Raw genomic sequence first — 23700 nt, 5'->3', positions numbered from 1 at the left:
GTTACGCCAAACACAAAAACCCCAAATGCGGGGGACAAGCCGACCATCAAAGTGGAGCTTACCGACAAAAACGGCAACCCTGTCAAGGATGTGCAAAATATCGAGGTTACCATTGATGGTAACACGCACTCTCTACCTGTAACTCCAAACACCGATGGTAGCTACACCGCTGAACTGCCTGCTCTGCAAGCGGGCAATCATCAAATTACGGCCACGGTGAATGGCCAAAGCTCCGTTCAAGATACTTTAGACGTGAAAAAACCAGCGCCAATTAGCCCGAATAACTCAAGCGGGACGGGTAATCGTGGTGAACGCGGCGTTATCAATAACATTAGCATGACGACAAGTGATATCACGAATCTGCAATCAGGTGATAAGCTGGATATCACAGTAACCATTATTGATGCATTTAATAATCCGTTAATGACTATCGACCCTAGTAATATCATTTTGGATGGATATAAAGCGAGCTCGCTGAAATGGTTAGATAACGGTGATGGCACTTACACAACACCTTTGCTGTTAATGCAAACAGGTACTAGTGAGTTAGTGGCGTCTATTAATGGTCATAAATCACCATTGATCACCATTACAGTAGGCAATACGACTGATATCAATAAAGTTGCTAATGTCGAACTGGACCCCATCACTCCGAGTGAAGCAGGCGAACCCCAAACTATCACCGTGAAGGTTACCGATAAGTATCAGCACCCCGTTACCGCGATTAACAAGATGATAACGGCGAATATCAACAGCCAGTCAGCACCCATTATTTTAACAGAGTCACTCACTCAAAAAGGGACTTATACCGGAACGTTACCAGCACAAAAAACGGGTAAATATACCGTTGAAGTGACAACTAACAATAAAACGGCATCGAAACCTTGGGACGTTAAAACCGCAGCAACCATCACTGCGAAAGAAAAAGATGGGAGTGGCACAGCAAATCAACGCGGTGTCGTTAAAACCGTGACGTTGGTTTCATCACCGATTAACGACCTAAAATCAGGCCAGTCATTACAATTAACCGTGGCACTTAAAGATACTTTTGGTAACCCCCTTGAAGGGATCAGCGGCGCTAGCCTTCAATTAAAGCATCAACAACCTAGTGTGAGTTCCGTTAATTGGGTAGACCTCCGTAACGGAGACTACACCACTATTTTGCCACTCACAAAGATTGGTCAAGACACTTTAACCGTGAAAGTGAACCAAATAACCACGTCTCCACTTAATATTAATGTTGGGAATGCCACGGGTACGACTCAAATTCACAAAGTTGATATCAAAAATATCGAAAAACCCGCAGCAGGTGAAACTAGTGCCATTACCTTGGTACTTTCCGATGCCAATAACCAACCCATTACAGGGGTAAATAATAACGCAGTCGTCTCTATCAATGGCGCAGAAGAGTTACTTAAGATAACGGAAACAGTCAACAAAGGGACTTATACCGGCACACTTTCTGGCCAAAAATCAGGAGACCATAAAGTCATTGTCACGGTGGGTGGCGTTAAATCCACAGAATCAACCTTAACCGTTAATGCTCCAGTTCCTACTGCGGTTAATCATGGCGGTAAATCAGGTTCTCACGGTGTGATGAGTCGTGTAGCACTTGCCGTTTCACCAGCCAAAAACTTAAAGTCTGGCGACACGTTAAAGCTAACGGCGACATTGGAAGATGCCTTTGGTAATCCATTGACGGGTATCGATTTAACACAATCGCTCACCCACAAACAAGCAGGCCAAGTCACTTGGACAGCACAAAAAGATGGCACCTATACAGCTAACTTAGTCTTAACACAATTGGGGCAAGACCACTTATTTATCACCGCCAATAAGATACAAAGCCCAACTATTGCGATTGATGTCAAATCACAGTTAGGGATTAACGCTATCCATAAAATCGATATCCATGATATCGCCAACGCAGCAGCAGGTGCGCAAAGTACCTTTACCGTTGTCTTGAACGATGATCAAGGTAACCCTGTTAATGGCATCCAACACATTGATGCCACCATCGATAAGCAAAAACTGCCAAATATCGTAGTGACTCAACAAGCGGATGGCCGCTACAGCGGGAAACTACCGGGGCAACAAAGCGGGTCTTATGACGTGGTGATTAGCGCCAATAAACAATCATCTACGGCAAAAACACTGACGGTAGCACAACCTGACACGGTAACCGCAACCGCAAATGGCGGTGGTACAACAGACCAACGTGGTGTGGTGAGTCAGGTTGCTCTTCAGGCAACCCCAAACACCAAGTTAACATCCGGTGACACTGTACAGTTGATGGTGGCGTTAAAAGATAGCTTTAATAACCCACTGAAAGGCGTCGACAGTAGCAGTATCGCGATTACTCATCAACAATCAGGCGCAGTAACTTGGAAAGACAATGCAGATGGCACTTATACCGCTAACTTATTATTAAGTCAGTTAGGCGCTGACACCTTAAAAGTCACAGTCAACAGCATTAGCCAATCACAGGCTATCGATGTAAAAGCCCCACAGGGTAAATCCGCCGTGAACAAGGTGGAATTAAAAGCGACAAACAAGACGTTTAAGGTGGGTGACTCTGTCGAATTGCAATTAACACTGACTGATAGCCATGGCAATGGTGTTGAAAAGGTGCAAACCACAGACATTCAATTAGAGCATAACCTTTCGCTTGTAACTAAATTGACGTGGTTAGAGAAAGGCGCAGGTATTTACACCACCACCATCCCATTACATAAACAAGGGAAAAACGCTTTTGTAAGTCAAGTTAATAACCGAGCAAATACACCATTCACAATCAGTGTCAGCGCACTAACAGACCCAACACAGGTAAAAGCCGTTGAGCTCAAAGCCAGTACCAACCAACTGACCGTAGGAAGTCAAACAGAGCTGACTCTAACATTAATGGACCAATGGAATAATGGTGTTGAAGGGATTACCGCTAAAGATATCACCATTAATGATGCACACATTAAGAAAAACCTCACAGGTTTAAGTTGGATATCAAAAGGGAATGGCATCTATACTGCATCAACAGCAGTCTCTATCGCAGGGATCCACTCGCTCAGAGCAACGGTTAACCAAATACAAAGTCATAATGTATTGATTAACGCACTGCCATCAACCAACCAAAGCCATATCAATAAGGTTCAGTTAAAAACAAACTTAAGCACCATTACAGCAGGCAGTAAAGTCACGTTATCTTTAAAAGTGACTGATGCGGATAACAATCCAGTCATTCACCTTAATAATAATATGATCACACTGACTGATGGTAGCCATAAAATATCCACTGTCTGGGATGAAGATAACCATGGCTTAGGTCTCTACAGCACTAATATCCTGCTCAGTGATGTTAAAACACATAATCTGACAGCAGGTATTGGTCAGTTTACTGATACGGCAAGTGTCACGGTCAATTCACCTGTGGGTAACGATGCCGTGAAAACAATCACCATTTCACCTGTCGCCAACAGTGATGCAGGGCAGCCATCATCACTCTCCATTGGCCTAACTGACCAATATAAAAACCCAGTTAAAAATGTCAGTAGTGGCGATATCACCGTGACAGTCAATGGGCAAAAGCAAGACATTATATTTATGGAAAAAAATGTATTGAATAAATATATCGCTCAACTACCAGCATCTAAAGCAGGCCGCTATCAGATAATGGTGGAAGCCAACGGGCAATCAGAAACTGTCGATTGGGATGTTAACCCACCGAAAGAGATCCCTATCACCTCTTACGATAAAAATGGGTTAAGGGGTTCATTAGAGACGATTTTGATTACTCACAGCGCGAAAAATAACACTGCAAATTCAGGTGATAACGTTACGCTAACGGTTGGGTTAAAAGATAAGTTCGATAACAAACTGACTAGCGCAGCAAGTTCATTAAAATTGTTGACTAATTTACAGTCTGCCTCTGCATGGAAAGAACTTAGCGGGGGGCTGTACACTCAAGAACTCACGATGAACAAGCTACGTAATCAGCCAATTCAAGTAGTGGCAGATAAAATACTCAGCGATAAACTGGAGCTAAACGTTAACCCCGCCAAAGGCGAAAATCATGTCCATAAAACCACACTTGAAACCAATGAAGGTACCATTGAGGCGGGTCACGACGTGCGATTGACGTTAGCCTTAACGGATAAGGTTAATAATAGTGTTATTGACGTCGATACAAATGCTATTCAGCTCACCAACAATGGAAAAACCACCGTGGTTACATGGGCAAATCCACAAGATGGCCTATATACCACCAAACTGCGGTTAGATACGGTAGGCAATTACCAATTTAAAGCCACGGTAAATAACCAACCAAGTCGTATTCAAACCATCGAGGTGACCGCCCCGAGTGGTCAAGCGAAGGTGGCTAAAGCGCAATTAGTCAGCAATATCGCATCACTAGATGCGGGTAAAGACGTAGAATTAACGCTAACCTTGAAAGATCAATACGATAACCTCGTTATTGGCGTTAATGGTGCGGATATTGCACTCAAAGATAGCCACACCACTGAAGTGATTGATAATAGTCGAATCGCGTGGCGTATGGCGTCTGAAGGGGTTTACAAGGCTTCTCTTCCTTTAACGCTTATTGGGAACCATATGTTGACTGCAACTGTTAATCATCAGTCAGCATCAACATCCCCAATTACCGTTAATTCGCTGAAAGGCACCGCTAACGTTAACCAAATCACGCTAACTGCGGCACAAAACGCAATATCTGCGGGCGAAACGACAACGCTCACATTAAGCGTTCTAGATAGCTTTGGAAATGAGGTGGATGATGTATTAACTTCAGATATTAGTTTAACCAATGCTGATGCACAAATTACCCCCCTTGTATCATGGAATAAAGTCCCTTCAACGATAGGAACCTACGTTGCAAGCGTTCAGCTTGATAAAGTCATGGCTCACACTTTAATTGCTAAAGTAAACGGGCAGACTAAAACGACTATAATCCATGTTAATCCATTGAAAGGATTTGATAATGTCACAGCAGTTAGCTTGCAAACGCCATCAACTACTGAAGTTGATGAGAAAAACAAACTGACACTGACATTAACCGATAGATTTGGTAATGGCGTTGTCGAAGTCAAACCAAGCCATATCACACTTACCTCTGGATCAGTGGCACAAGTGGTTACATGGACAGAGGGCAAAAACGGGGTTTATCGTACCGAACTTGCCTTAAGCCAAGTGGGTAATCAATCCATTACCGTAAAAGTGAACAACGCCACAGAGACAAAAGCAGTGCGTGTTAATTCACCTGCAGGTAAAGACAACGTTGCTTCAATACAGCTTACAGCAACGACAACCAGTGTATTGCCAAATACCCCTGTAACTCTCACGTTAACGTTGAAAGACCAGCATGGAAATAGCGTGAAAAATGTTCGTAGTTCAGATATTTCGCTATCCGATAGTCATATATCTGAAAGTTTTACATCGCCAAATTGGGCTGAAGATAGTCAACAAATCGGTGTATATACCGTAGTAGTGAACTTGAAAAAGACCGCAGAACATACGTTAACAGCGAAAGTGAATAATCTCGAAAAAGGCACGAAAATAACTGTTCAACCATTTACTGGTGTACAGCAGGTCAATCGCGTTGAATTATCTATTGATAAGAATGCCATCTCCATTGGTGGAAAAGTCAACTTTACATTAACCGCGAAAGACATTTATGGAAATAACGTCTTGATACAAGCAACGGATATCCGCTTACAAAATGCAAATGGTGCGATTAACCAACCAACGTGGCAACAACACGGAATGCAATTTAAAGGGGAGCTCACTTTATCCACCAGCGGAAGCTATGTGATTACCGCCAAAGTGGGGGACAAAACAAGTTCGCTAACTAACCTCATGGTGCAAAGTGGTAAACCCGTGTTTGCGACAGGTAAAAGCGAGTTTTCCGTGAGTTCACATGAACTTGATGAGGGAAGTAATACCAATATTGCCGTTAAATTAGTGCTCAAAGATGCAAGTGGGAATCCTATTTCAGGAAAACAACCACAGCTAACAGCAACGATGGGAAATATAGACTCAGTGATGAATGAAACTGCACTTGGTGAATATACTGGCGCATTTAATAATTCAACGTTAGGGAAAGCAGACATTAAGCTTGCGCCTAGTTCCATTGGTTACACTGGCTCTATACCGCCTATTACAGTAGTAACTTACGGTCAAACAAAAATTATCACCATAGAAAATCCACATACATTTTCTGTTAATGATGGGTTCCCTAATACCGGGTTTGTAGGTGCGAGCTTCCAAATTACTGTCCCTATTGGACAACCAACAGATTACGATTGGAGTGTTGATATAGATTGGCTTTCTATTGATGATAAGGGGGTTGTTACCATGCTACGCAAACCAACACCAATCGATAGTGGCAACGCAATGATCCCGATATTTAAAGGAGAACCAAAACCACATACAGGCTATAAACGTACTGTTGATTATCGATTTACCTTGAAAAAATGGTATTCACATATAGGGAAAGTTAAATCACAAAACATAGTTAATGCTTGTATCCCATCTGGTAGAGTAATTAAACAGAAAGATATGTCTGAGTCCCGTACAGTTCATCGTAAAACGGGGGATGGGGTTATGAATGAATGGGGCTATCTAATGGACTACGATGAATTCGATCGCACTGAGGGCTGGGCTTGGGCTTACCATGACTCAGAATATAAATACTACAATATATCCAAAAATGAAGTTAATCTATGGCCAATAGATAAGATTAAAGATATTGAATTGTCTACTATCTGTGTCGAAGATCTTAAATAAATAGCTCAAGAAAGCCCCTTCGGGGGCTTTTTCTTTTACCTATAAAGTTCGCTTTTTACCCCATCCCAATCCAAGCCAAATTTCGCCAAATATTTTCGTAACCTATCCGCATCATTGGGTTGTTTTTTCTGTTGCCGAGAAATTGCAAATAACGCTCGCCCCGCCTCTGAAAGGGATGAAGAACGGCGGCATACATCCAGTACGGTAACTAATTGCTGTTGGTCGAATAAATCAATTTCACCCACGTGTTTAGGAAATGAATTGCTCGCTTTCACTTGCCACTGGGATTGCAAACGCCCAATTTCCTCTTCCGCTATCGGCTTGGTAATTCGCCCTTTTTCCGCAAAGGTCGCCATGCGGCTAATCGATGCCCCTAATTCGCGGAAGTTACCGCGCCAGAGTGCTTGTTCAGAGCACGCAAATTTCACATACACATTACGCGCTTCGCTATCAAAACGGATTTGGTTTTGCGCATCTTGGCTAAATTTTACGAGTTCATAATCGATATTTGGTTCGATATCTTCACGGCGATCACGCAAGCCGGGTAAGGCAAATGTCCACATGTTGATGCGGGCGAATAAATCCTCACGAAATTTACCTTCTTCCACCTGTTGCGCCAAGTTGCGATGGGTTCCCGCAATCAATTGAAAATCACTGTGAATTTCGTCATCCGCACCATAAGGGAAAAATCGTTTTTCTTCGATGGCTTTAAGCAGCATCGCTTGCTCATCAAGGCCAAGTTCGGCGATTTCATCAAGAAATAAAATGCCGCCATCCGCTTCTTTTAACAGCCCTTTTCGGGGGTTTAACGCCCCCGTAAATGCCCCTTTCACATGGCCAAACAACGTCGACATGGCATTATCGCCGCGCAACGTGGCACAGTTCACTTCCACAAACCGCCCTTTTACTTGATGACGGCTTTCACGTAACTGATAAATTCGCCGAGCCAAGAACGATTTACCTGCCCCTGTTGGGCCGTTCAGTAAAATCGGGGCTTTTGAGCGTAACGCCACCCGTTCAATTTGCTCAATCATGGTATTAAACGCGCTATTGCGTGTAGCAATGCCTGATTTTAAAAATGAGACTTGCTGCTGTTGCTCTTTCTGGAAACGGCTGGTGATATGGGTGTAGCGACTTAAATCGAGGTCAATCACCGTGTGAATACCAATAGGGTCTTTTTCCCTACCTTTCTCACTGGGTGACGTCTGAATAAGCTTAGCGGGCAAATAGTGCGCTTCGGTTAATAAAAACCAGCAAATCTGCACCACGTGCGTCCCTGTGGTGATGTGCACAAGGTACTCTTCGTTGTCCGTATCAAAGGGGTAGCTCGCAGAAAAATCCAGTAACGAGGTATACACCTCCTCGAAATCCCACGGGTCTGCAATATCCACCTCATGCAGAACAACTTCCGTTTGCGGTGAAGCTTGCTCAATATCCTCTTTGACGCGATGCGCCATCGAGTAGTCATTGACCTGATGAATTAATTCAAAGCGGCCAATATTGATATTCGGCTGTTGGCATAACCCAACCGTTGGGCGCCATTTGCTCCAGCGATTAGCTTTTTTACCCCGCCTGTCCAATACCGTGCCAAGCACACCGATCACAACCTTGCGTTTTTCATTCATGGTTTATATAAATTTATAAAATACGATATAAAAAGATAATAAATAGCCTAATTCATTTTCTCACTCATTGTAAGTCACTTTTAGCCTAAAATAATTAATCGTTATTTTTCATTAAGATAAAAATATTTTTCACCATATTTAAAAAGTTGGCACGCTTCTGGCAATTATAAATTTATCCACTGCCGGAAAATGTCTGAACTTCGCGTTCAACCGGTGCAGACATGGTGGCTGTTGTCACTACATGGTCTGTATGCCGCCGTCGGTAAGATACCTTGGTAATAGCCTAGCTATCAGGTTCGACTCCTGAACTTAAAATACGCTTCCAAACGTTAATAAAACCTAGCTGAAGTTTAGCTAAAAACTGGCACTCGAGAGCCTTACCGAGTGATGAGCAGAAATTTAGACAGCCGATTTGGCGCTCTTTCTTTCCCCTCATGACTTCGTTTTTTTCTTCAGTACCAGATTCATAAATAAAAGGAAAAATAATGAAAAAAATAAATGTCGCTCAAGGACTGATTGCACTAACGTCAAAAAATGGTGATTTTAAACAACTGTTAGTGGCAGGTGAGCACCGCGTACAAGATTGGTTTAATAAACTGACGGTTTCATTTTTCACCTTGAACAATGAACCAATTGAAGAAAAGCTGGCAAACCATTTGCGCCAATTCCATATGGATTGGGTAAATGCGTATTGTGTTGATATTAATTTATCCGATGATGAAGTCGCCTTTTTATACTTACATCACCATTTGGTTGAAATTATCGCGCCACAAACACGCCGTTTATATTGGAAAACTAACGATGATTTACGTATCGAAAAACATAGCGTGACCCAATTAGCGATGACAAACGAGCTAACCGAACATGTCGTGCATAAGAAAGGCGTTAAAGGCCGTGATTTATGTGTGATGGCGCAAATCTTTGCGGGGCAAATTGGCCTACTAAAAGTGGATGGTGAAATAAAAAGCCTTTTAGAAATGGGTAATTACGGTTTTTGGTCAGTTAAGCAGAAGCCTGAGATTCAAGTCATCGATGTTTGCTCGCAATCTATTGATAAGCCAATAGACGCCGTACTTGCTGAGCAAATTCGCCAATATCACCCAAATTGGGTCGCCTCCTATGGTGTCGATATTGATTTATCTGATGATGAGATTGGTTTTTTATATTCACACAACAACTTGGTTGAGATCTTATCCCCAGCCACACGCCGTCTGTACTGGAAGTCAGGCAATACACTGCGTGTCGAAAAACAAAAAGTGGGCCATTTAGTGCTACCAGAAGCGTTAACTCAGCGTTTGGCCGCAAAAAAACGCATCAAAGGTAGCGAACTGTGCCTTGTGGCTCAAATACCGGCTTGGCATATTGGCGTATTAAAAATTGACGGTGAAATCACGGGGTTACTTGAAGCGGGTACTCACGGTTACTGGCGTGTAGAACACACCCCAGAAATTGACATCATTGATACGCGTTTACAGTCACTGGAAGTCAGCGGGCAAGAAATCTTAACCAAAGATAAAGTGACGTTGCGCATTAATTTGTCGGCTAACTGGCGCTATGCCGATGTGCTACATGCATTTTCTCAGTTGAGCCAGCCAGTGGAGCATTTATACCGTGAATTACAGTTTTCATTAAGAGAAATCGTGGGCACCCGTACACTGGATGAACTCTTAGAAAACAAACAGTTAATCGATGAACTAATGCTAACTCAAGTAGTGAAAAGCATTGCGGAGTTTGGCTTAGAGGTCGATAGCATTGGTGTGAAAGACATTATTTTACCGGGCGAAATGCGCACAATATTGTCCCAAGTGGTTGAAGCTGAAAAATCAGCACAAGCTAATGTGATCCGCCGCCGCGAAGAAACGGCTGCCACCCGTTCGCTGTTAAATACCGCCAAAGTGATGGAAAACAACCCTGTCGCGCTGCGCTTAAAAGAGCTTGAAACCTTAGAAAGCATCGCACATCGAATCGACCAAATTTCCGTTTACGGTGGATTAGACCAAGTATTAAACGGATTGGTAAAAATTAAGGAATAACAATGAGTAAGAATAACTTTAATCAATTAATTCAAGAAACTGGCGTACCTGTGAAAATGTGGACCAATGGAGTGCCCGTTGATCCAAAAGCGGTAACGCAATTGCAAAATACCGCCAAGATGCCATTTATTTTTAAACACTTAGCCGTAATGCCAGATGTGCACGTGGGGAAAGGGTCAACTATCGGGAGCGTGATCCCTACTAAAGGGGCGATTATCCCTGCCGCGGTGGGGGTTGATATTGGTTGTGGGATGATTGCAGTACGTACCTCCCTAACCGCGTCTGATTTGCCAGATAGCTTGCAGAATATCCGTTTTGCTATCGAAGCCGCTGTACCCCATGGTCGAACTACTCATCGACATGGACGTGATAAAGGCGCATGGCACCGTACTCCGGATATCGTCGATACCCACTGGGCACATTTGGATGAAGATTTTAAACGTATTTGCGATAAATACCCGAAACTACGTGGGACCAACCATTACAACCACTTAGGAACGTTGGGAACAGGGAATCACTTTATTGAGCTGTGCTTGGATGAGCAAAACCGCGTTTGGGTGATGTTGCATAGCGGGTCACGGGGTGTGGGGAATGCGATAGGTAACCTATTCATTTCATTAGCACAAAAAGATATGCAGCAACATATCGCCAACCTGCCTGATAGGGACTTAGCCTACTTTGAAGAAGGCAGCGTGCATTTTAATGACTATATGGAAGCTGTGGGTTGGGCACAAGATTTTGCTCGCCATAACCGCGAAGTGATGATGCACCGAGTGCTGGAAGCGCTTTCACGTGAAATTCCAAAACCGTTTACCACACAACAAGAAGCGGTAAATTGCCACCATAACTATGTGCAAAAAGAGCAACATTTTGGTGAAGAAGTTTTGGTAACACGAAAAGGCGCTGTGTCTGCTCGAAAAGGCCAAATGGGGATCATTCCAGGGTCGATGGGGGCAAAAAGCTTTATTGTGCGCGGACTCGGTGATGAAGAAAGTTTTTGCTCTTGCAGCCACGGTGCAGGCCGTGTGATGAGCCGAACAGAAGCCAAAAAGCGTTTCTCTGTGAGCGACCAAAAAATGGCAACTGCGCACGTTGAGTGCCGAAAAGATAGCGATGTGATTGATGAAATTCCGATGGCATACAAAGACATCGATGCCGTAATGGCAGCACAATCATCATTAGTTGAAATCGTGCATACCCTACGCCAAGTGGTGTGTGTGAAAGGTTAGAAAAAGGAGAGAGCATGGAAACCAACAGTAGAAGTGTATCCGTGCTAATGAGAGAACGGATAGGCAATACGCTCAAAGAAATAGAAGAAAGTCATCACGTTAAAGTTCTTTTTGCTTGTGAATCAGGCAGTCGCGGTTGGGGCTTTGCCTCCCGCGATAGCGATTATGATGTGCGATTTATCTATGTTCATAAATTAGACTGGTGCTTAACGCTAGACCCCAAGCGGGATGTCATAGAGAAACCGATAGATGATGAGCTGGATATATCTGGCTGGGAATTATCCAAGGCTTTAAAATTAATGCGTAATTCAAACCCTGCATTAATAGAATGGCTACATTCCCCTATCGTCTACTTTAAAGACAATGATTTTTTTGCTGAGCTAGAGCAACTTGCTGAAAAATTTTATTCGCCATTAAAGTCTAGATATCATTACTTATCAATCAGTAAACGGAACTTACATACGGATTTTAAAGGTAAAGAAGTCAAACTTAAAAAGTATTTTTATCTGCTTAGAGCCGTTTTAGCACTGCGTTGGATAGAAATACATAAAAGTATGCCACCAATGGCTTTTTCAGAATTAGTGGCAGCTACCGTTACCGATAAATCTGTGCTGGCAGAAATTGAGGCGCTCTTAGTGATAAAGTCGAATGTAGATGAAAGCCATTATGGTGCAAGGCGCCCTGCGATAGATGCGCTAGTGATGGAGACCGTTGAACGCGCTGAGCGTTTGGATTTTCCTGAGCCTGCATGTCGAGACAGCAGCTTGTTAGACCTATTTTTCCGCGAAACTGTGTTGAAAAATAACTAGTTCAGCAGGTTATTACTCAAAAAATAAGACCATCAGAAAATTTTGATGGTCTTATTCCAAAAGCAACATTAATGCCCTAATGAAAATTAACTCATCGCTAGAACGGATTTTTATAAATGAGAATGGGGGTCTTGCGTATGATGTAATACTGCTAGCACCTCAATACCTTCAGGCGCTTTTCGATAATAAATTATATGGCTTTCAACAGGAAAGCTGAAAATACCCAAATACAAATCTTCACTGCGATCACGACCAAGAGATGGCTGGCTCGCGAGTATATCAGTCATTGTCATTCGTAATGAGTTAGCATAAGCCTCTGCAACATTGGCCCCCCATCTACGCATAGAATAAAGCCTAATTGAGCGAATATGCCCTTTCGCTTTCTGAGTAAACCTAACGCTCATCCTTAAGCCTTATTATCAAGTTCATCCTTAGTTAACGGAGAAAATACATCATCAATACTATGAAATTCACCGCGCTCTGCTTGCGAAATAGATTCAGCCAAAACAGCTTTTAAGCTCTGTAATTTTAACTGCATTAGCTGGTCATATTCATCTGAAGAGATAACAACCGCAACACGTTTCCCATGCTTACTTATTTCAACAGGTGCACGTTGAACTTTCATCAATAAATCACCAAATTGATTTTTAGCAACTTGTGCGGAGATAGTTTCCATACATCACCTACAGGATAAAATGGCTCGTTTGGCTATTATAGCTAAAACAGCTTAAATTACCAATCATTAAAAAGCATCATTTACCTTTAATTTTCAGTGCGTTAGACAAAAAATAAGACCATCAGAAAATTTTGATGGCCTTTTCTCAAAGCAATGTCGAAACTCTTAACTAAAATTTATTTATCGCCAGCATGCATTGCGCATCACTGAGAACCGTCCTGAGCCCATAAATGCCAACGCAATGGCACTTAAGAAGAAATACACGATACTTTCAATCGCCCATGCCCCTGTTTTATCCAGAACAAAGGTTTTATCTAAACCAATCATTAACCATGCAACCACCATGGTAAACGCCACTAACAATGCTGATGGGCGAGTTAAAATCCCTAAAATAATAAAAATAGGGGCAACGACTTCACCTAAAATAGTCCCGTAAGCGATAAATTCAGGTAGGCCATAAGAAGCCAATAGCGCCTTGATACCGCTGGCACCTGTCATTAATTTGCTCATACCGTGGAACAACATCAAACCGCCCACAGAAAGACGTAGCAGTAATTTTCCCGCATCTTCATGGGACAACAGCCGATTAAATAGATTGACCACTTTATACCCCCTTCGCTTTAAATACCGATCATTAAGTAGTATGACGTAAAAATGTATTATGGCTCAGAAAATTAAAGTGGGAATCATTTTAATTTGCATTTCTTATAACTAAATCAATTTTCATTTAATTATAAATTATTAACTATTTCCTCATTCAAATATTACGTTTAATTAACCATTTAACAATCAAATATACTGAATGAAAAATATCATCAATAAACGATTAGCTACATGACTTTACTGTTATCAGCGCTAAATCCGTTAATGACGTATAAAACGAATTTGACGTTGTTCTATTTAGTTGATGAGAAAATTGCGGCAACCAACTTTCCAAGTGTTCAACCAGTAATTCTTTTAATGCACTTTCTCTGACCTCTGACGCTAATACTGCTGCCTGAAATAACATTAAACCAACATGGTCTGAAGGTTCAGGGTAGCGAGTTTGTACTTTTAACCGCTCACGCTGTAAAAACGCGCTCAACGCTTGTGTCGATGAACCTTGCAATACCCCCTCGGGGTCGAGGTATACCGAGCCCCAAGGCGGGGCCGGTAATGTATTAGGGCCAATAAATAAATCAGTCCATTGCTCATGTAACTTTTGCCGTTCAATCTTTAAAGATTGCGTAATTCGATTGCTCAATTGAGGGCTTATTTTGCAAGGCCACTGGGTAGCAAAATCATCCAATTTAAAAAAACTTAATGCGTAGTGACTGGCATCATCATTGGGCGAAAATAGATAACAAGTCCCTAAAATATTAAAGGCCGCTGCATAATGTGAAAAATGGATCATAATGACAGATAACTTCCTAAAAAATTAATCGCAATTGCCTTAAATATGAATAGAGTAAAAGCAATAACGCAGCATAAATTCAGCCACAATCGCACAGCCACACCCCAACACTAAATACCCCTGACCACTTGAGGTTAATACCTCACTTGACGCTGTACGCATGCGGCGGAATATGCCAAACCCGAGCACTATCACAGCTAACATCCCCACCACCCAACTGGTCATACGCAATGACCAAATGGCTTGATAAGCGTGAATGGAGTCAATAGGAAAGGTTATCGACTCGTTGTTATAACTGGTGTGAATAAGGTAGCTTTCATAAGCAGGTTGATAAACTAAGCGAATAAATAAGCTAACACCAATGACCGCCCATAATACCCATAACCCACGAGTCGGAATTTGTATCCCCGAACTCCCTGCTTTAAAACGCAGTAATACACTGATTAATAAATAATAACCCGCCGCACCAGCCGTTAACATCGTGCCATAAAACATCAAATAAGTATTATCATTCATCCACGTTAACATTGAGGTATAACGATAGATTGACGCCATGGCATACACATCACACAGCCCCGCAATAATCGCCATACCCAGCAGCAGATAAGACAATTCTTTTTTAAACCAAAGCCATAAAAAAGTGAGCCCTAAAAATGTAAAGTAGGTGGCCGTCAATATCACTTCTCGGCTTAACCAAGAAGAAAAGATATTTAACAACGAATTAGGCGCATTGATTGGCACACCTAAGTGGGTAATCGATGATAATAACCCTACACCTGCAAAAACACAGGCCACAAACAGATACCACAGGAAAAATTGTGGATTAACTTTCCCCGCAAACGTCGAAGACAGTTTCTTTGCAGAAATTCCTAGCATGATGCTTAACCCAATAGATAACTGCATCAAAAAGGTGAATAACAATAATGGCCATTCATTCATTTGGCTTCTCCTTGTGTGTCTTGAGATTGGCGACCAGAACCTTGGTGCGGATGAATGACAAGGTTAGGGTGTGTGATCGCGGAATCTGGTAACCCCCGTACATCAGCCAATTCACCATAACGCTTTCTGAGCTCATCGATTGGACCAAACTGAATCGCGCCTAGCGGGCAAGTTGCCACGCAAACGGGTTGCTCACCTTTAAGTTGCAGGTCAATACAAAAATCGCATTTCGACATTTGCTGTGTTTCGGGGTTCATCTGTGGCGCACCATACGGGCAAGACCATGCACAAGTTCCGCACCCAACACATTTGTCGGTATTAACCATCACAATGCCGTCCCCTTCGCGCTTATGCATCGCTGTGGTTGGGCAATTCTTGACACACATTGGGTCGGCACAGTGGTTGCATGAAATGGATAACGTATAGGCAAAGACATTATTCACCAGCCCCCCTGTGCCGTTTTCGATAAACTCGCCGCCAGTCACTTCATACACGCGGCGGTATTTACGCCCGACGTCGAGGTTGTTTTTATCTTTACAGGACACCTGACACGCTTTACAGCCAGAACAGCGCGCCGAATCAATATAAAACCCGAGTTGTTTGTCACTCACTGCGGGGTAAACGTGGAATTTGCTCATGCTTTTGTTACCTCCACCAATAATGTTTGATGGGCATTTCCGTGTGCCATTGCCGTGCTACGTGCCGATGTTAATACGTTGGCGCACCCGCCTTGGTCAATACCGTTTTCATCAGGTTGCCACCATGCGCCGGCTTGCAGAGCGACTACTCCCGGCATGATGCGCTGGGTGATTTTCACAGGCACTTGTGTGACACCACGGTCATTATTCACTTTGACAGAGTCACCTTCGGCAATATTTCGACGCTTGGCATCAATAGGGTTAATCCACAGTTCTTGGCGCTGGACTTCTTGTAACCATGGGTTAGCAAATTGCGTTGAGTTGGCACGGTTACGGCCTTTCCACGTGATAAGCTGTAATGGGAAACGTTTCGTTAAGTCGTCTTCAGGCCCTTCAATCGCTGGGACATAATGAGATAACGCAGGAATATCAACATCATTACGCTCATACAGGCGCTTCGAAAAAATCTCAATCTTCCCTGACGGTGTCTCAAACGGGTGGTTTTCAATATCATTAATGTTTTTTTCGAAGGCCACATGCCCTGTATGCGGCTTGTGTTTCAATAAATGGCGGCGTTTAACCAATAGCTCATCGAAGGTGGGAATACCATCCTCAGGGCGTTTTTGGTAGGCATCATTAACAAGATGTTCAATCCACTGTTTTTCTGTACGGCCTTCGCTAAACTTCTCGCCAACCCCCAGTTTTTCAGCCACTTCACACAACCACTCATAATCACTGCGGCGTTCAAATTCAGGCTCAATCACTTTTTCAGATAAAATAATATAGTTGCCCGTTCCCCAAGTTCCCCCTACATTCCAGCGCTCTAAAAAACTGGTTTCAGGCAGTAAAATGTCGGCGTATTTCGCACTCGGTGTCATATACAAATCGCTGTATACGATAAACTCCACCTTGCTTTCATCCTCCAATACTTTGGCGGCATGTAAAATATCGGGGTTTTGGTTGGTCATGTAATTACCCGCTAACGAGAAAATCATTTTGATCTCGGTATCGAGTTTTTCGGCATTTTTCAGGCCATTGTTTGGCGTAACAAGGTTTTTATCCTCACAGGCTTGTACCCAATTGGTGATGTTTATTTTTGCCTTAACAGGGTTTTCAAATAGGTTTGGTCCCGCGAGGGTTTTACGTAGATCAGGTGTGACCGCAACACCATAACCCGCAGCCCAGCCGCCTTTCACACCCACATTGCCTGTAATAGTCGCTAGCAACGTTGCGCCACGCGCTGAGCGCTCGCCACAAATATGGCGTTGAGGCCCCCAACCTTGCATTAGTGCAGCGGGTTTCGTACTGGCATATTCACGTGCTAACTGGCGAATTGTATCTGCAGGGACTTTGGTGATAGGTTCTGCCCATTCCGGAGTTTTCACCACACCATCTTTTTTACCCATTAAATACGCGACGAGTGACTCGTTTTCAGGCACACCTTCAGGCATCTGGTGTTCATCAAACCCGACAGTATATTTATCGATAAAAGCTTGGTCATGGCGATTTTCGCTGATGATCACATACATCATTGCATCCATCATAGCGTTATCCGTCGTCGGTAAAATTGGGATCCATTGGTCAGCTAACGACGACGCCGTATCGGAATAGCGAGGGTCGACAACAATAAATTTTGTGCCGTTTTTCTTCATTTTTTGGAAATAATGATTGGAATGCCCAAAAATGGTTTCATTGGGGTTGTGTCCCCATAAAATCACCAGCGGGGTATCTTCCAATGTATCCAAGGTGCTACCACTCGCGGAAGTTCCATAAGTATATGGCGTCACCGCCATGGTGTTGCCGTTACTGACCGAGTGGTAATTCTCTAAAAAACCCCCGGTCATATTGAATAAACGACGTAGCATATTCGCACCAGAGAAAATCCCCCCGGTGACACCCGTACTTAAGCTCACAAAGCGCGAAGCTGGGCCGTATTGTTCATTGATGCGTTGCATGTTGCTTGCGATAAGCGTAGTGGCTTCTTCCCAACTGATCCGCTCAAAGCGCCCTTCTCCGCGTTTACCCACACGTTTCATTGGATATTTCAGGCGATTAGGGTGGTAAACAAATTTTCGATAGCTACGGCCACGCACACACGCACGCATAATTGGCATCTCTTCATCGAGATCGGCATCAGGCCGAGTGCTAATACGTGTGACCACACCTTCTTTGACATGTGCTCGAATATCACATTTCCCCCCGCAGTCAAAACTACTGCAAGTGGAAACGACACGTTCACCCTCATTATTAATGGTTTTTGTTGGGATGATATCTGGGTTTTCTGATGTTGAAGCGACCGTATTTGCGGCTAAAAATGGGACAGCCATGAGTGCAGAGCTGCCTTGAATAAACCGACGACGGGTTAAAGGTTCAATCAGGCCGACTTGCTCATCATTCTGACTGTTGTAATTTTCCATGATAACTCTACCTCAGGCATACATTAGGTTTCCGCGCTAGGGTAATCATTTTCCGTTTTGCCAACTTTCGAAAAACAGCCAAAGAGATCGGAATCTCAGCCAACCATGGAAAACATGTGGTTATATCAATAAAAATTGCCTATATTCGAAAAATAAATCACTATGTTTGAATTTCAGCCAAGAGAAATTTCCATGCGAAATATTCCCCTTAAGACCGTTGATGCCGTTCCTCGTGATGTTCTTGCGATCGGAACTGACTACTTACCGAATGTGTTACTGGACTCCCACGTTCACCGCCGCGCACAGTTTTTGTATGGAGCCACAGGCTTGATTGAAGTGAGCACTGACGATGGCGAGTGGGTTATTCCGCCAGATAGCGGCGTGTGGATCCCCTGCAATACCCCCCATGAAACCCGTATGCTAAATGTGAGTACGCGCAGTTTGTATATCGAACCCGCAGCGGCACCACGCAAAGGCAATAAATGCGAAGTGCTGCGTGTTTCGCCACTACTTCGACAACTATTACTGGAAGCGGTCGATACGCCGATCGAATACGATCTTCATGGCCGTGATGGTGTGATGATCCAATTGATCTTGCACGAGATTGAGCGCGCCGAACCTTTGCCATTTTATGCGCCGATCCCACGGGATGAGCACCTCGCTAAGATGTGTCGTGAGTTTTTAAAAGCCCCTCAAATCACCTCACTTCCCCAAGAATGGGCAGCGAAGCTACACAAAAGTGAGCGTTCCTTTAGCCGTTTTTTTGGGGCACAAACGGGGTTATCTTTTTCGGATTGGCGACAACAAGCTTGCTTGCTCAGTGCCATTACCCATATTTCCGCAGGTAAATCGATTACTGAGGTGGCTTTTGACTTGGGTTACAGTAGCGTGGGGTCATTCTCCACAATGTTTAAAAAGTGGTTGGGGCAAAGCCCTTCCAGTTTTATCCAGCGAATTGCTGAGTAATATCCGAAAATACTATCCATTGACTGCAAACTTTATGCGTTCATTGCATTTTTCATTTTTTAGCCTTACGTCGGCCTCTATTATCCGTTAGGATAAAACAAAAAAGGAACTTGTAATGACAACCAAATTCTATAGTTATCAACCTACTAAAGGTCATGGACTTCCCCATGACCCTATTCCGTCGTTAATCGGCCCACGTCCTATAGGTTGGATCTCAACGTGTGATAGCCAAGGCCGTACCAATCTGGCTCCTTATAGTTTTTTCAATATTTTCAATTACTCACCACCAATTTTGGCCTTTTCCAGCGTGGGTAAAAAGGACTCCGTCACCAATGCCATCGAAACAGGGGAATTTGTCTATAACCTTGCGACACTGAGCCTTGGCGAGCAGGTCAATATGAGCAGTGCAACCCTTGAACGTGGGGAAAGTGAGTTTGCGTTAACCCAACTTTCCACGTTGCCATCAACCTTAATCGCACCACCTCGCATTGCACAAACGCCTGTTTCTATGGAATGTATCGTGACGCAATATCAGCAACTTAAGCGCGCTGACGGCCAATTGCTCGATACATGGATGGTCATGGGGGAGGTTGTTATGGTGCACATTGATGAATCCACCCTAACCGATGGGCTTTATGATTGCGCAGGGCAAAAACCGTTGCTACGTGCAGGGGGTCCCGCAGATTATTATTGGATTGAGCAACAACAAAATTTAAAAATGTATCGCCCCAAATGACCCGTTTTTCAGCGGCTTGTTCCCACTATTAGCCGCTGAAACGACACTCTACTCAGGATAAAACTGGCAATTTAATTGTTCATCAAGCGTAGGATACGAAAAATGTGCGGTGATTAAATCAAACTGTGCTTCTGAGGTTTGAAAAGGGTTTTCCCCCGTTAAATTACGCACGGCAAGGCGTGCTTTACACTCATCATTGTCAACCTGTAAAACGTGAAAAACGTACGGCACATACGATGATTGTGCGAGTGATCTTAGCCATTGTCGCTGATTCGGTGTATTCGCGGGGAAATCCATCACAACCGTATTACCTGCCTCCATCAATTGCTTAATGTGTTTTTCCAACACCTTTTTCACCAAGGTGCTTTTAGCGATATAGTGTGCTAGCTCAGTAATTTCATTGGGGTACAATGTCGAAAGCCATTCATCTTCGCTCAATAGAACGGTTCGGGGCTGCTTAGCGAGTTGCTTTGCAAGCGTTGACTTCCCTGATGCAATTTTTCCACAGAGAAAATGTAAGCGTACTTCGTTATCGGAGGTTTGTGACTTTCCAGTTAAATTCATCAATATTTCCTTGCTGATTATTGGCCAGACAAGAACAAAAAACCCGCCTTGTCTGGCGGGTTTTGGTTGTCATTTATCCCCACCACTAAGTGATGGTAATAATCATGCTTAAACGTGCGACAACCTGTGACATATTTCTTTCCTAAATGCAGTTAACACTAACCTATCAACTATTAATATGATTAGTCAAATAGAGTTTTCTCTCTGATTTATTTTGATATAAAAAAGGCCTGAACATATTCAGGCCTTTAATTTCATAAACTAGTGCTTACCATTTTTATGATGATTTAGTGTTTCTTCTTTTAGATCCAATTCATCACGTAAACGATGGTAAACCCGTTCGTTAATGTTTTTATTTTTCCGCATTTGGTATAACGCTTCACGCTTCGCTTTCAATGCAGAGTTAGACATTTGGCGTTCCATCTCAATCATTCGATGTAAATCATACACGTCAGATTCAGTTTCATCGGTATTATCAAGTCGTCTGCCATAAATTTCTAACAATTGTGCCCCGACTTCCGTACGCATGGCGATTTCATCCACGTCCTCTGAAGGGTGGTTCATTAACTCACGTAGGTGAGCCATTGCCGCTTCATTCAGCGCTAAACGAGCACGGATTTCGTCATTATCATACGGTAAATCTTGGACAAGGCCTTTTGTTAAAATTGGCAATGCAATACTGGCAATCAATAATGAACATAGAATAACGCCCATAGCCAAGAAGATAGCCACATCACGATTTGGGAATAAAGAGCCGTCTGGCATCAACAATGGCAGTGTTAAAATACCCGCTAATGTAATCGCCCCACGAACACCCGCGGTCGCCATAATCGCCATCATCCGAATATGTACCACATCCGCTTCCTTACCTCGGCGGCGGTTGTGGAATACGGTTAAGGTCATTGAAATCCAAACCCAACTAAAACGCAGGATTGCCAGAGCCACAGTAATGATTGCAACATAAACAAATAACATCCAAGGATGACTTGCCCCCGCCGCTTCAGCAACCTCTGGCATATTTATCCACATACCTGGTAATTGCTCACCCAGTAAAATAAAGATCATCCCATTAAGCGCCGTTTGAACGGTATCCCAAACCGCTTTACTTTGCATACGTGTTGCAGCCTGCATACGGCCTGCAATTTTCTCATAGTGCATAGCAATACCGGCAACAACCGCCGCTAAAATACCTGACACATGTAAATGTTCTGCGAGCAAATAGGCCGTAAATGGCATTAGCAGGCTGATCATAATTTGGATAGCAGGCTCTTCACCCGTACGCTTAACCAAGAACTGGTTCAACCAACCAATTGCCCAAGCGACTAATAAACCAATTAAGATCCCACCAAAGGCAACAAACACAAATTCGCCTGCCGCTGAAGCGAGGGAAAATGTTCCCGTTAACGCAGCCACTACAGCAAAGCTAAAGCAAACTAAACCCGTTGCATCGTTAAGCAGCGACTCACCTTCCAGTATGTGTGCCATCCGCGATGGAAGTGGGGAATTAACGGTCATGGCAGAAACTGAAACAGGGTCAGTCGGTGACAAAATCGCCGCGAGTGCAAATGCAACCGCTAATGAAATCGCAGGAATTAACCAGTGAATAAAGAACCCCATGCCAATAACGGTAACCACCACGAGGCCTATCGCTAATGACATAATCGGTTTAATTTCTTGGAATAAGGCTTCTTTTGGAATACGCCAACCATCAAGGAATAACAATGGTGGAATAAATAAGAATAGGAACAAATGCGGTTCAAATTCAACCGTAAAACCATACAGGGACAGCCCAGCGCCCAATGCTATCTGAATAAGGGGTAATGGAATAATATCTTTGAGCAATCGCGAGATAAACACACTCACAATAACCGCAAGTAAAAAAACAAGTACAAGTGTCACAACTGACATTGATTGCTCCATGTTTAGCTAATCATTAATTATCAGTAGTGAAGTTAATAGATAAATTGAATCAATGTAAAGTAGCAATTAATTAACAGATACAAAAAATTTAAAATTCAGAAATGACCTATCTATCATCACGTTACCGTTTATCCTAATAGTGCTATTGCTCATATAAACATTGCATATCAATTTGATAATTAAAAATAAAAATCTCTGTAATACCAAAATCATTAGTCTAAGATAAGATAATCCGCTAGATCATCATTAACTGATTATTCAGTTGAATTTTTAGCTATGTTTTTATTTCTTAATTGTTTTTTACTAACTAGTTTTTTCTCTGAGGTTTCTTTCTCATTAATGCTTTCTAAGCTGTGACGTGCAATTAATTCCTGTAATACTTCTTTGAGCATCTTACTTTTACGCAGGCCTAATGGGGCAAGTACAGCCTCTTCATGTTGTTGCGCTTCAACTAGTAGCCCATCGACTAATGCCATCCCGCTGGAGGTGACACTCACTAATGTAATTCGTTTATCGCTTCCGCTATGATTATTGTGGCGGATCACATGCCCTTGTTGTTCTAACCGTTGTAAAACACGCGTAATTGTCGGTTGTTTACTGACTGTTTTTTGTGATAGTTCAGTGATCCCCATCGAGCCATTACCCGCCAATGTTGATAGCACTCGCCACTCCAATACAGACAGCCCTTTCTTTTCAACAATTGCATGAAATTCAGATGAAACTAGCATCCATGCCTGCCCCAATAGGGCAGGCAAGTAATTATCAACAAAAACCTTTGAATCTGACATCTGTTCCTCTCGATCCGCACTATGCATCATTGCATTTAATCTAGCCCCTCAAGAGTAGCAGAAGGAGACGATAATTCAGCTAAAACTTTCCACTTAGTAACGACCCAAACCCGTCAACACGTGTCTCTAAGCCCAGTTTTTTCAACATCATGTAAGTAGTCGCCACCGAAGA

At 43.1% G+C, this 23700-nt stretch carries 17 protein-coding genes and 1 pseudogene; 6 read left to right on the top strand and 12 right to left on the bottom strand.

Annotated features, from left to right (window positions below):
* Positions 1 to 6795, top strand: a 6795-nt coding sequence (locus AC4IFO_RS20740) for an invasin domain 3-containing protein (protein WP_490737256.1), incomplete at its 5' end; no start/stop codon positions are given.
* A 35-nt stretch (positions 6796 to 6830) separates the two neighbouring features.
* Here AC4IFO_RS20740 and rtcR read toward each other — a convergent pair.
* Positions 6831 to 8420, bottom strand: a complete 1590-nt coding sequence (rtcR, locus tag AC4IFO_RS20735) for an RNA repair transcriptional activator RtcR (protein WP_490737254.1) — start codon at positions 8418 to 8420, stop codon at positions 6831 to 6833.
* A 908-nt stretch (positions 8421 to 9328) separates the two neighbouring features.
* On the opposite strand from rtcR, the gene AC4IFO_RS20730 reads away from it, so the two are divergent.
* Genes AC4IFO_RS20730 through AC4IFO_RS20720 form a run of 3 tightly spaced genes read left to right on the top strand, consistent with a single transcriptional unit; the run spans position 9329 to position 12491 of the window.
* Entirely contained in the window at positions 9329 to 10453 is a 1125-nt protein-coding gene (locus tag AC4IFO_RS20730; RefSeq protein WP_490737258.1) for a slipin family protein, read from the top strand.
* Positions 10454 to 10455: 2 nt separating this feature from the next.
* Positions 10456 to 11682, top strand: a complete 1227-nt coding sequence (locus tag AC4IFO_RS20725; RefSeq protein WP_490737252.1) for an RtcB family protein — start codon at positions 10456 to 10458, stop codon at positions 11680 to 11682.
* A 14-nt stretch (positions 11683 to 11696) separates the two neighbouring features.
* Complete coding sequence (locus AC4IFO_RS20720; protein ID WP_490737250.1) at positions 11697 to 12491, top strand: nucleotidyltransferase domain-containing protein; 795 nt, start codon at positions 11697 to 11699, stop codon at positions 12489 to 12491.
* A gap of 110 nt (positions 12492 to 12601) precedes the next feature.
* Here AC4IFO_RS20720 and AC4IFO_RS20715 read toward each other — a convergent pair whose 3' ends face one another.
* From AC4IFO_RS20715 to AC4IFO_RS20685, 7 genes are all read right to left on the bottom strand, one after another.
* Positions 12602 to 12895 carry a type II toxin-antitoxin system RelE/ParE family toxin gene (locus AC4IFO_RS20715; RefSeq protein WP_219245556.1) on the bottom strand — a complete coding sequence of 98 codons (294 nt, stop codon included), beginning with the start codon at positions 12893 to 12895 and terminating at the stop codon, positions 12602 to 12604.
* Between the two features lie 2 nt (positions 12896 to 12897).
* Positions 12898 to 13167 carry a type II toxin-antitoxin system Phd/YefM family antitoxin gene (locus tag AC4IFO_RS20710; RefSeq protein ID WP_219245555.1) on the bottom strand — a complete coding sequence of 90 codons (270 nt, stop codon included), beginning with the start codon at positions 13165 to 13167 and terminating at the stop codon, positions 12898 to 12900.
* Positions 13168 to 13347: 180 nt separating this feature from the next.
* Positions 13348 to 13770, bottom strand: coding sequence for a DoxX family protein (locus AC4IFO_RS20705; protein WP_206086291.1), 423 nt, complete (start codon positions 13768 to 13770; stop codon positions 13348 to 13350).
* Between the two features lie 223 nt (positions 13771 to 13993).
* On the bottom strand, positions 13994 to 14560 hold the full coding sequence (locus AC4IFO_RS20700) for a molecular chaperone TorD family protein (RefSeq protein WP_490737247.1): 567 nt from the start codon (positions 14558 to 14560) through the stop codon (positions 13994 to 13996).
* A gap of 39 nt (positions 14561 to 14599) precedes the next feature.
* Complete coding sequence (locus tag AC4IFO_RS20695; RefSeq protein WP_490737245.1) at positions 14600 to 15499, bottom strand: dimethyl sulfoxide reductase anchor subunit family protein; 900 nt, start codon at positions 15497 to 15499, stop codon at positions 14600 to 14602.
* Positions 15496 to 16137, bottom strand: a complete 642-nt coding sequence (locus AC4IFO_RS20690; RefSeq protein ID WP_353243948.1) for a DMSO/selenate family reductase complex B subunit — start codon at positions 16135 to 16137, stop codon at positions 15496 to 15498. The genes AC4IFO_RS20695 and AC4IFO_RS20690 overlap by 4 nt, the downstream gene beginning before the upstream one ends.
* A complete protein-coding gene (locus AC4IFO_RS20685; RefSeq protein ID WP_490737243.1) occupies positions 16134 to 18554 on the bottom strand; it encodes a DMSO/selenate family reductase complex A subunit in 2421 nt (806 codons plus the stop codon). The genes AC4IFO_RS20690 and AC4IFO_RS20685 overlap by 4 nt, the downstream gene beginning before the upstream one ends.
* Positions 18555 to 18746: 192 nt before the next feature.
* Between AC4IFO_RS20685 and AC4IFO_RS20680 the strand changes: the two genes are divergently transcribed.
* Both AC4IFO_RS20680 and AC4IFO_RS20675 read left to right on the top strand, forming a co-directional pair.
* Positions 18747 to 19520 carry an AraC family transcriptional regulator gene (locus AC4IFO_RS20680; RefSeq protein ID WP_490737240.1) on the top strand — a complete coding sequence of 258 codons (774 nt, stop codon included), beginning with the start codon at positions 18747 to 18749 and terminating at the stop codon, positions 19518 to 19520.
* Positions 19521 to 19635: 115 nt separating this feature from the next.
* Positions 19636 to 20256, top strand: a complete 621-nt coding sequence (locus AC4IFO_RS20675; RefSeq protein WP_490737238.1) for a flavin reductase family protein — start codon at positions 19636 to 19638, stop codon at positions 20254 to 20256.
* 48 nt (positions 20257 to 20304) lie between these two features.
* On the opposite strand, the gene AC4IFO_RS20670 is transcribed toward AC4IFO_RS20675, so the two are convergent.
* From AC4IFO_RS20670 to AC4IFO_RS20655, 4 genes and pseudogenes are all read right to left on the bottom strand, one after another.
* Positions 20305 to 20820, bottom strand: coding sequence for a P-loop nucleotide/nucleoside kinase family protein (locus AC4IFO_RS20670; protein ID WP_490737236.1), 516 nt, complete (start codon positions 20818 to 20820; stop codon positions 20305 to 20307).
* Positions 20821 to 21081: 261 nt separating this feature from the next.
* On the bottom strand, positions 21082 to 22728 hold the full coding sequence (locus tag AC4IFO_RS20665) for a Na+/H+ antiporter (protein ID WP_490737234.1): 1647 nt from the start codon (positions 22726 to 22728) through the stop codon (positions 21082 to 21084).
* Positions 22729 to 22994: 266 nt separating this feature from the next.
* Positions 22995 to 23528: a MarR family winged helix-turn-helix transcriptional regulator gene (locus tag AC4IFO_RS20660; protein WP_490737232.1), complete on the bottom strand. Its 534-nt coding sequence runs from the start codon at positions 23526 to 23528 to the stop codon at positions 22995 to 22997.
* Positions 23529 to 23607: 79 nt separating this feature from the next.
* Positions 23608 to 23700 (bottom strand): annotated as a pseudogene (locus AC4IFO_RS20655) (Asp/Glu racemase); the annotation flags it as partial.

It is taken from the genome of Providencia sp. UF-224, assembly GCF_058245955.1.
The sequence above is the reverse complement of the archived record's forward strand: the minus strand, read 5'-3'. Positions and strand labels throughout refer to the sequence as shown.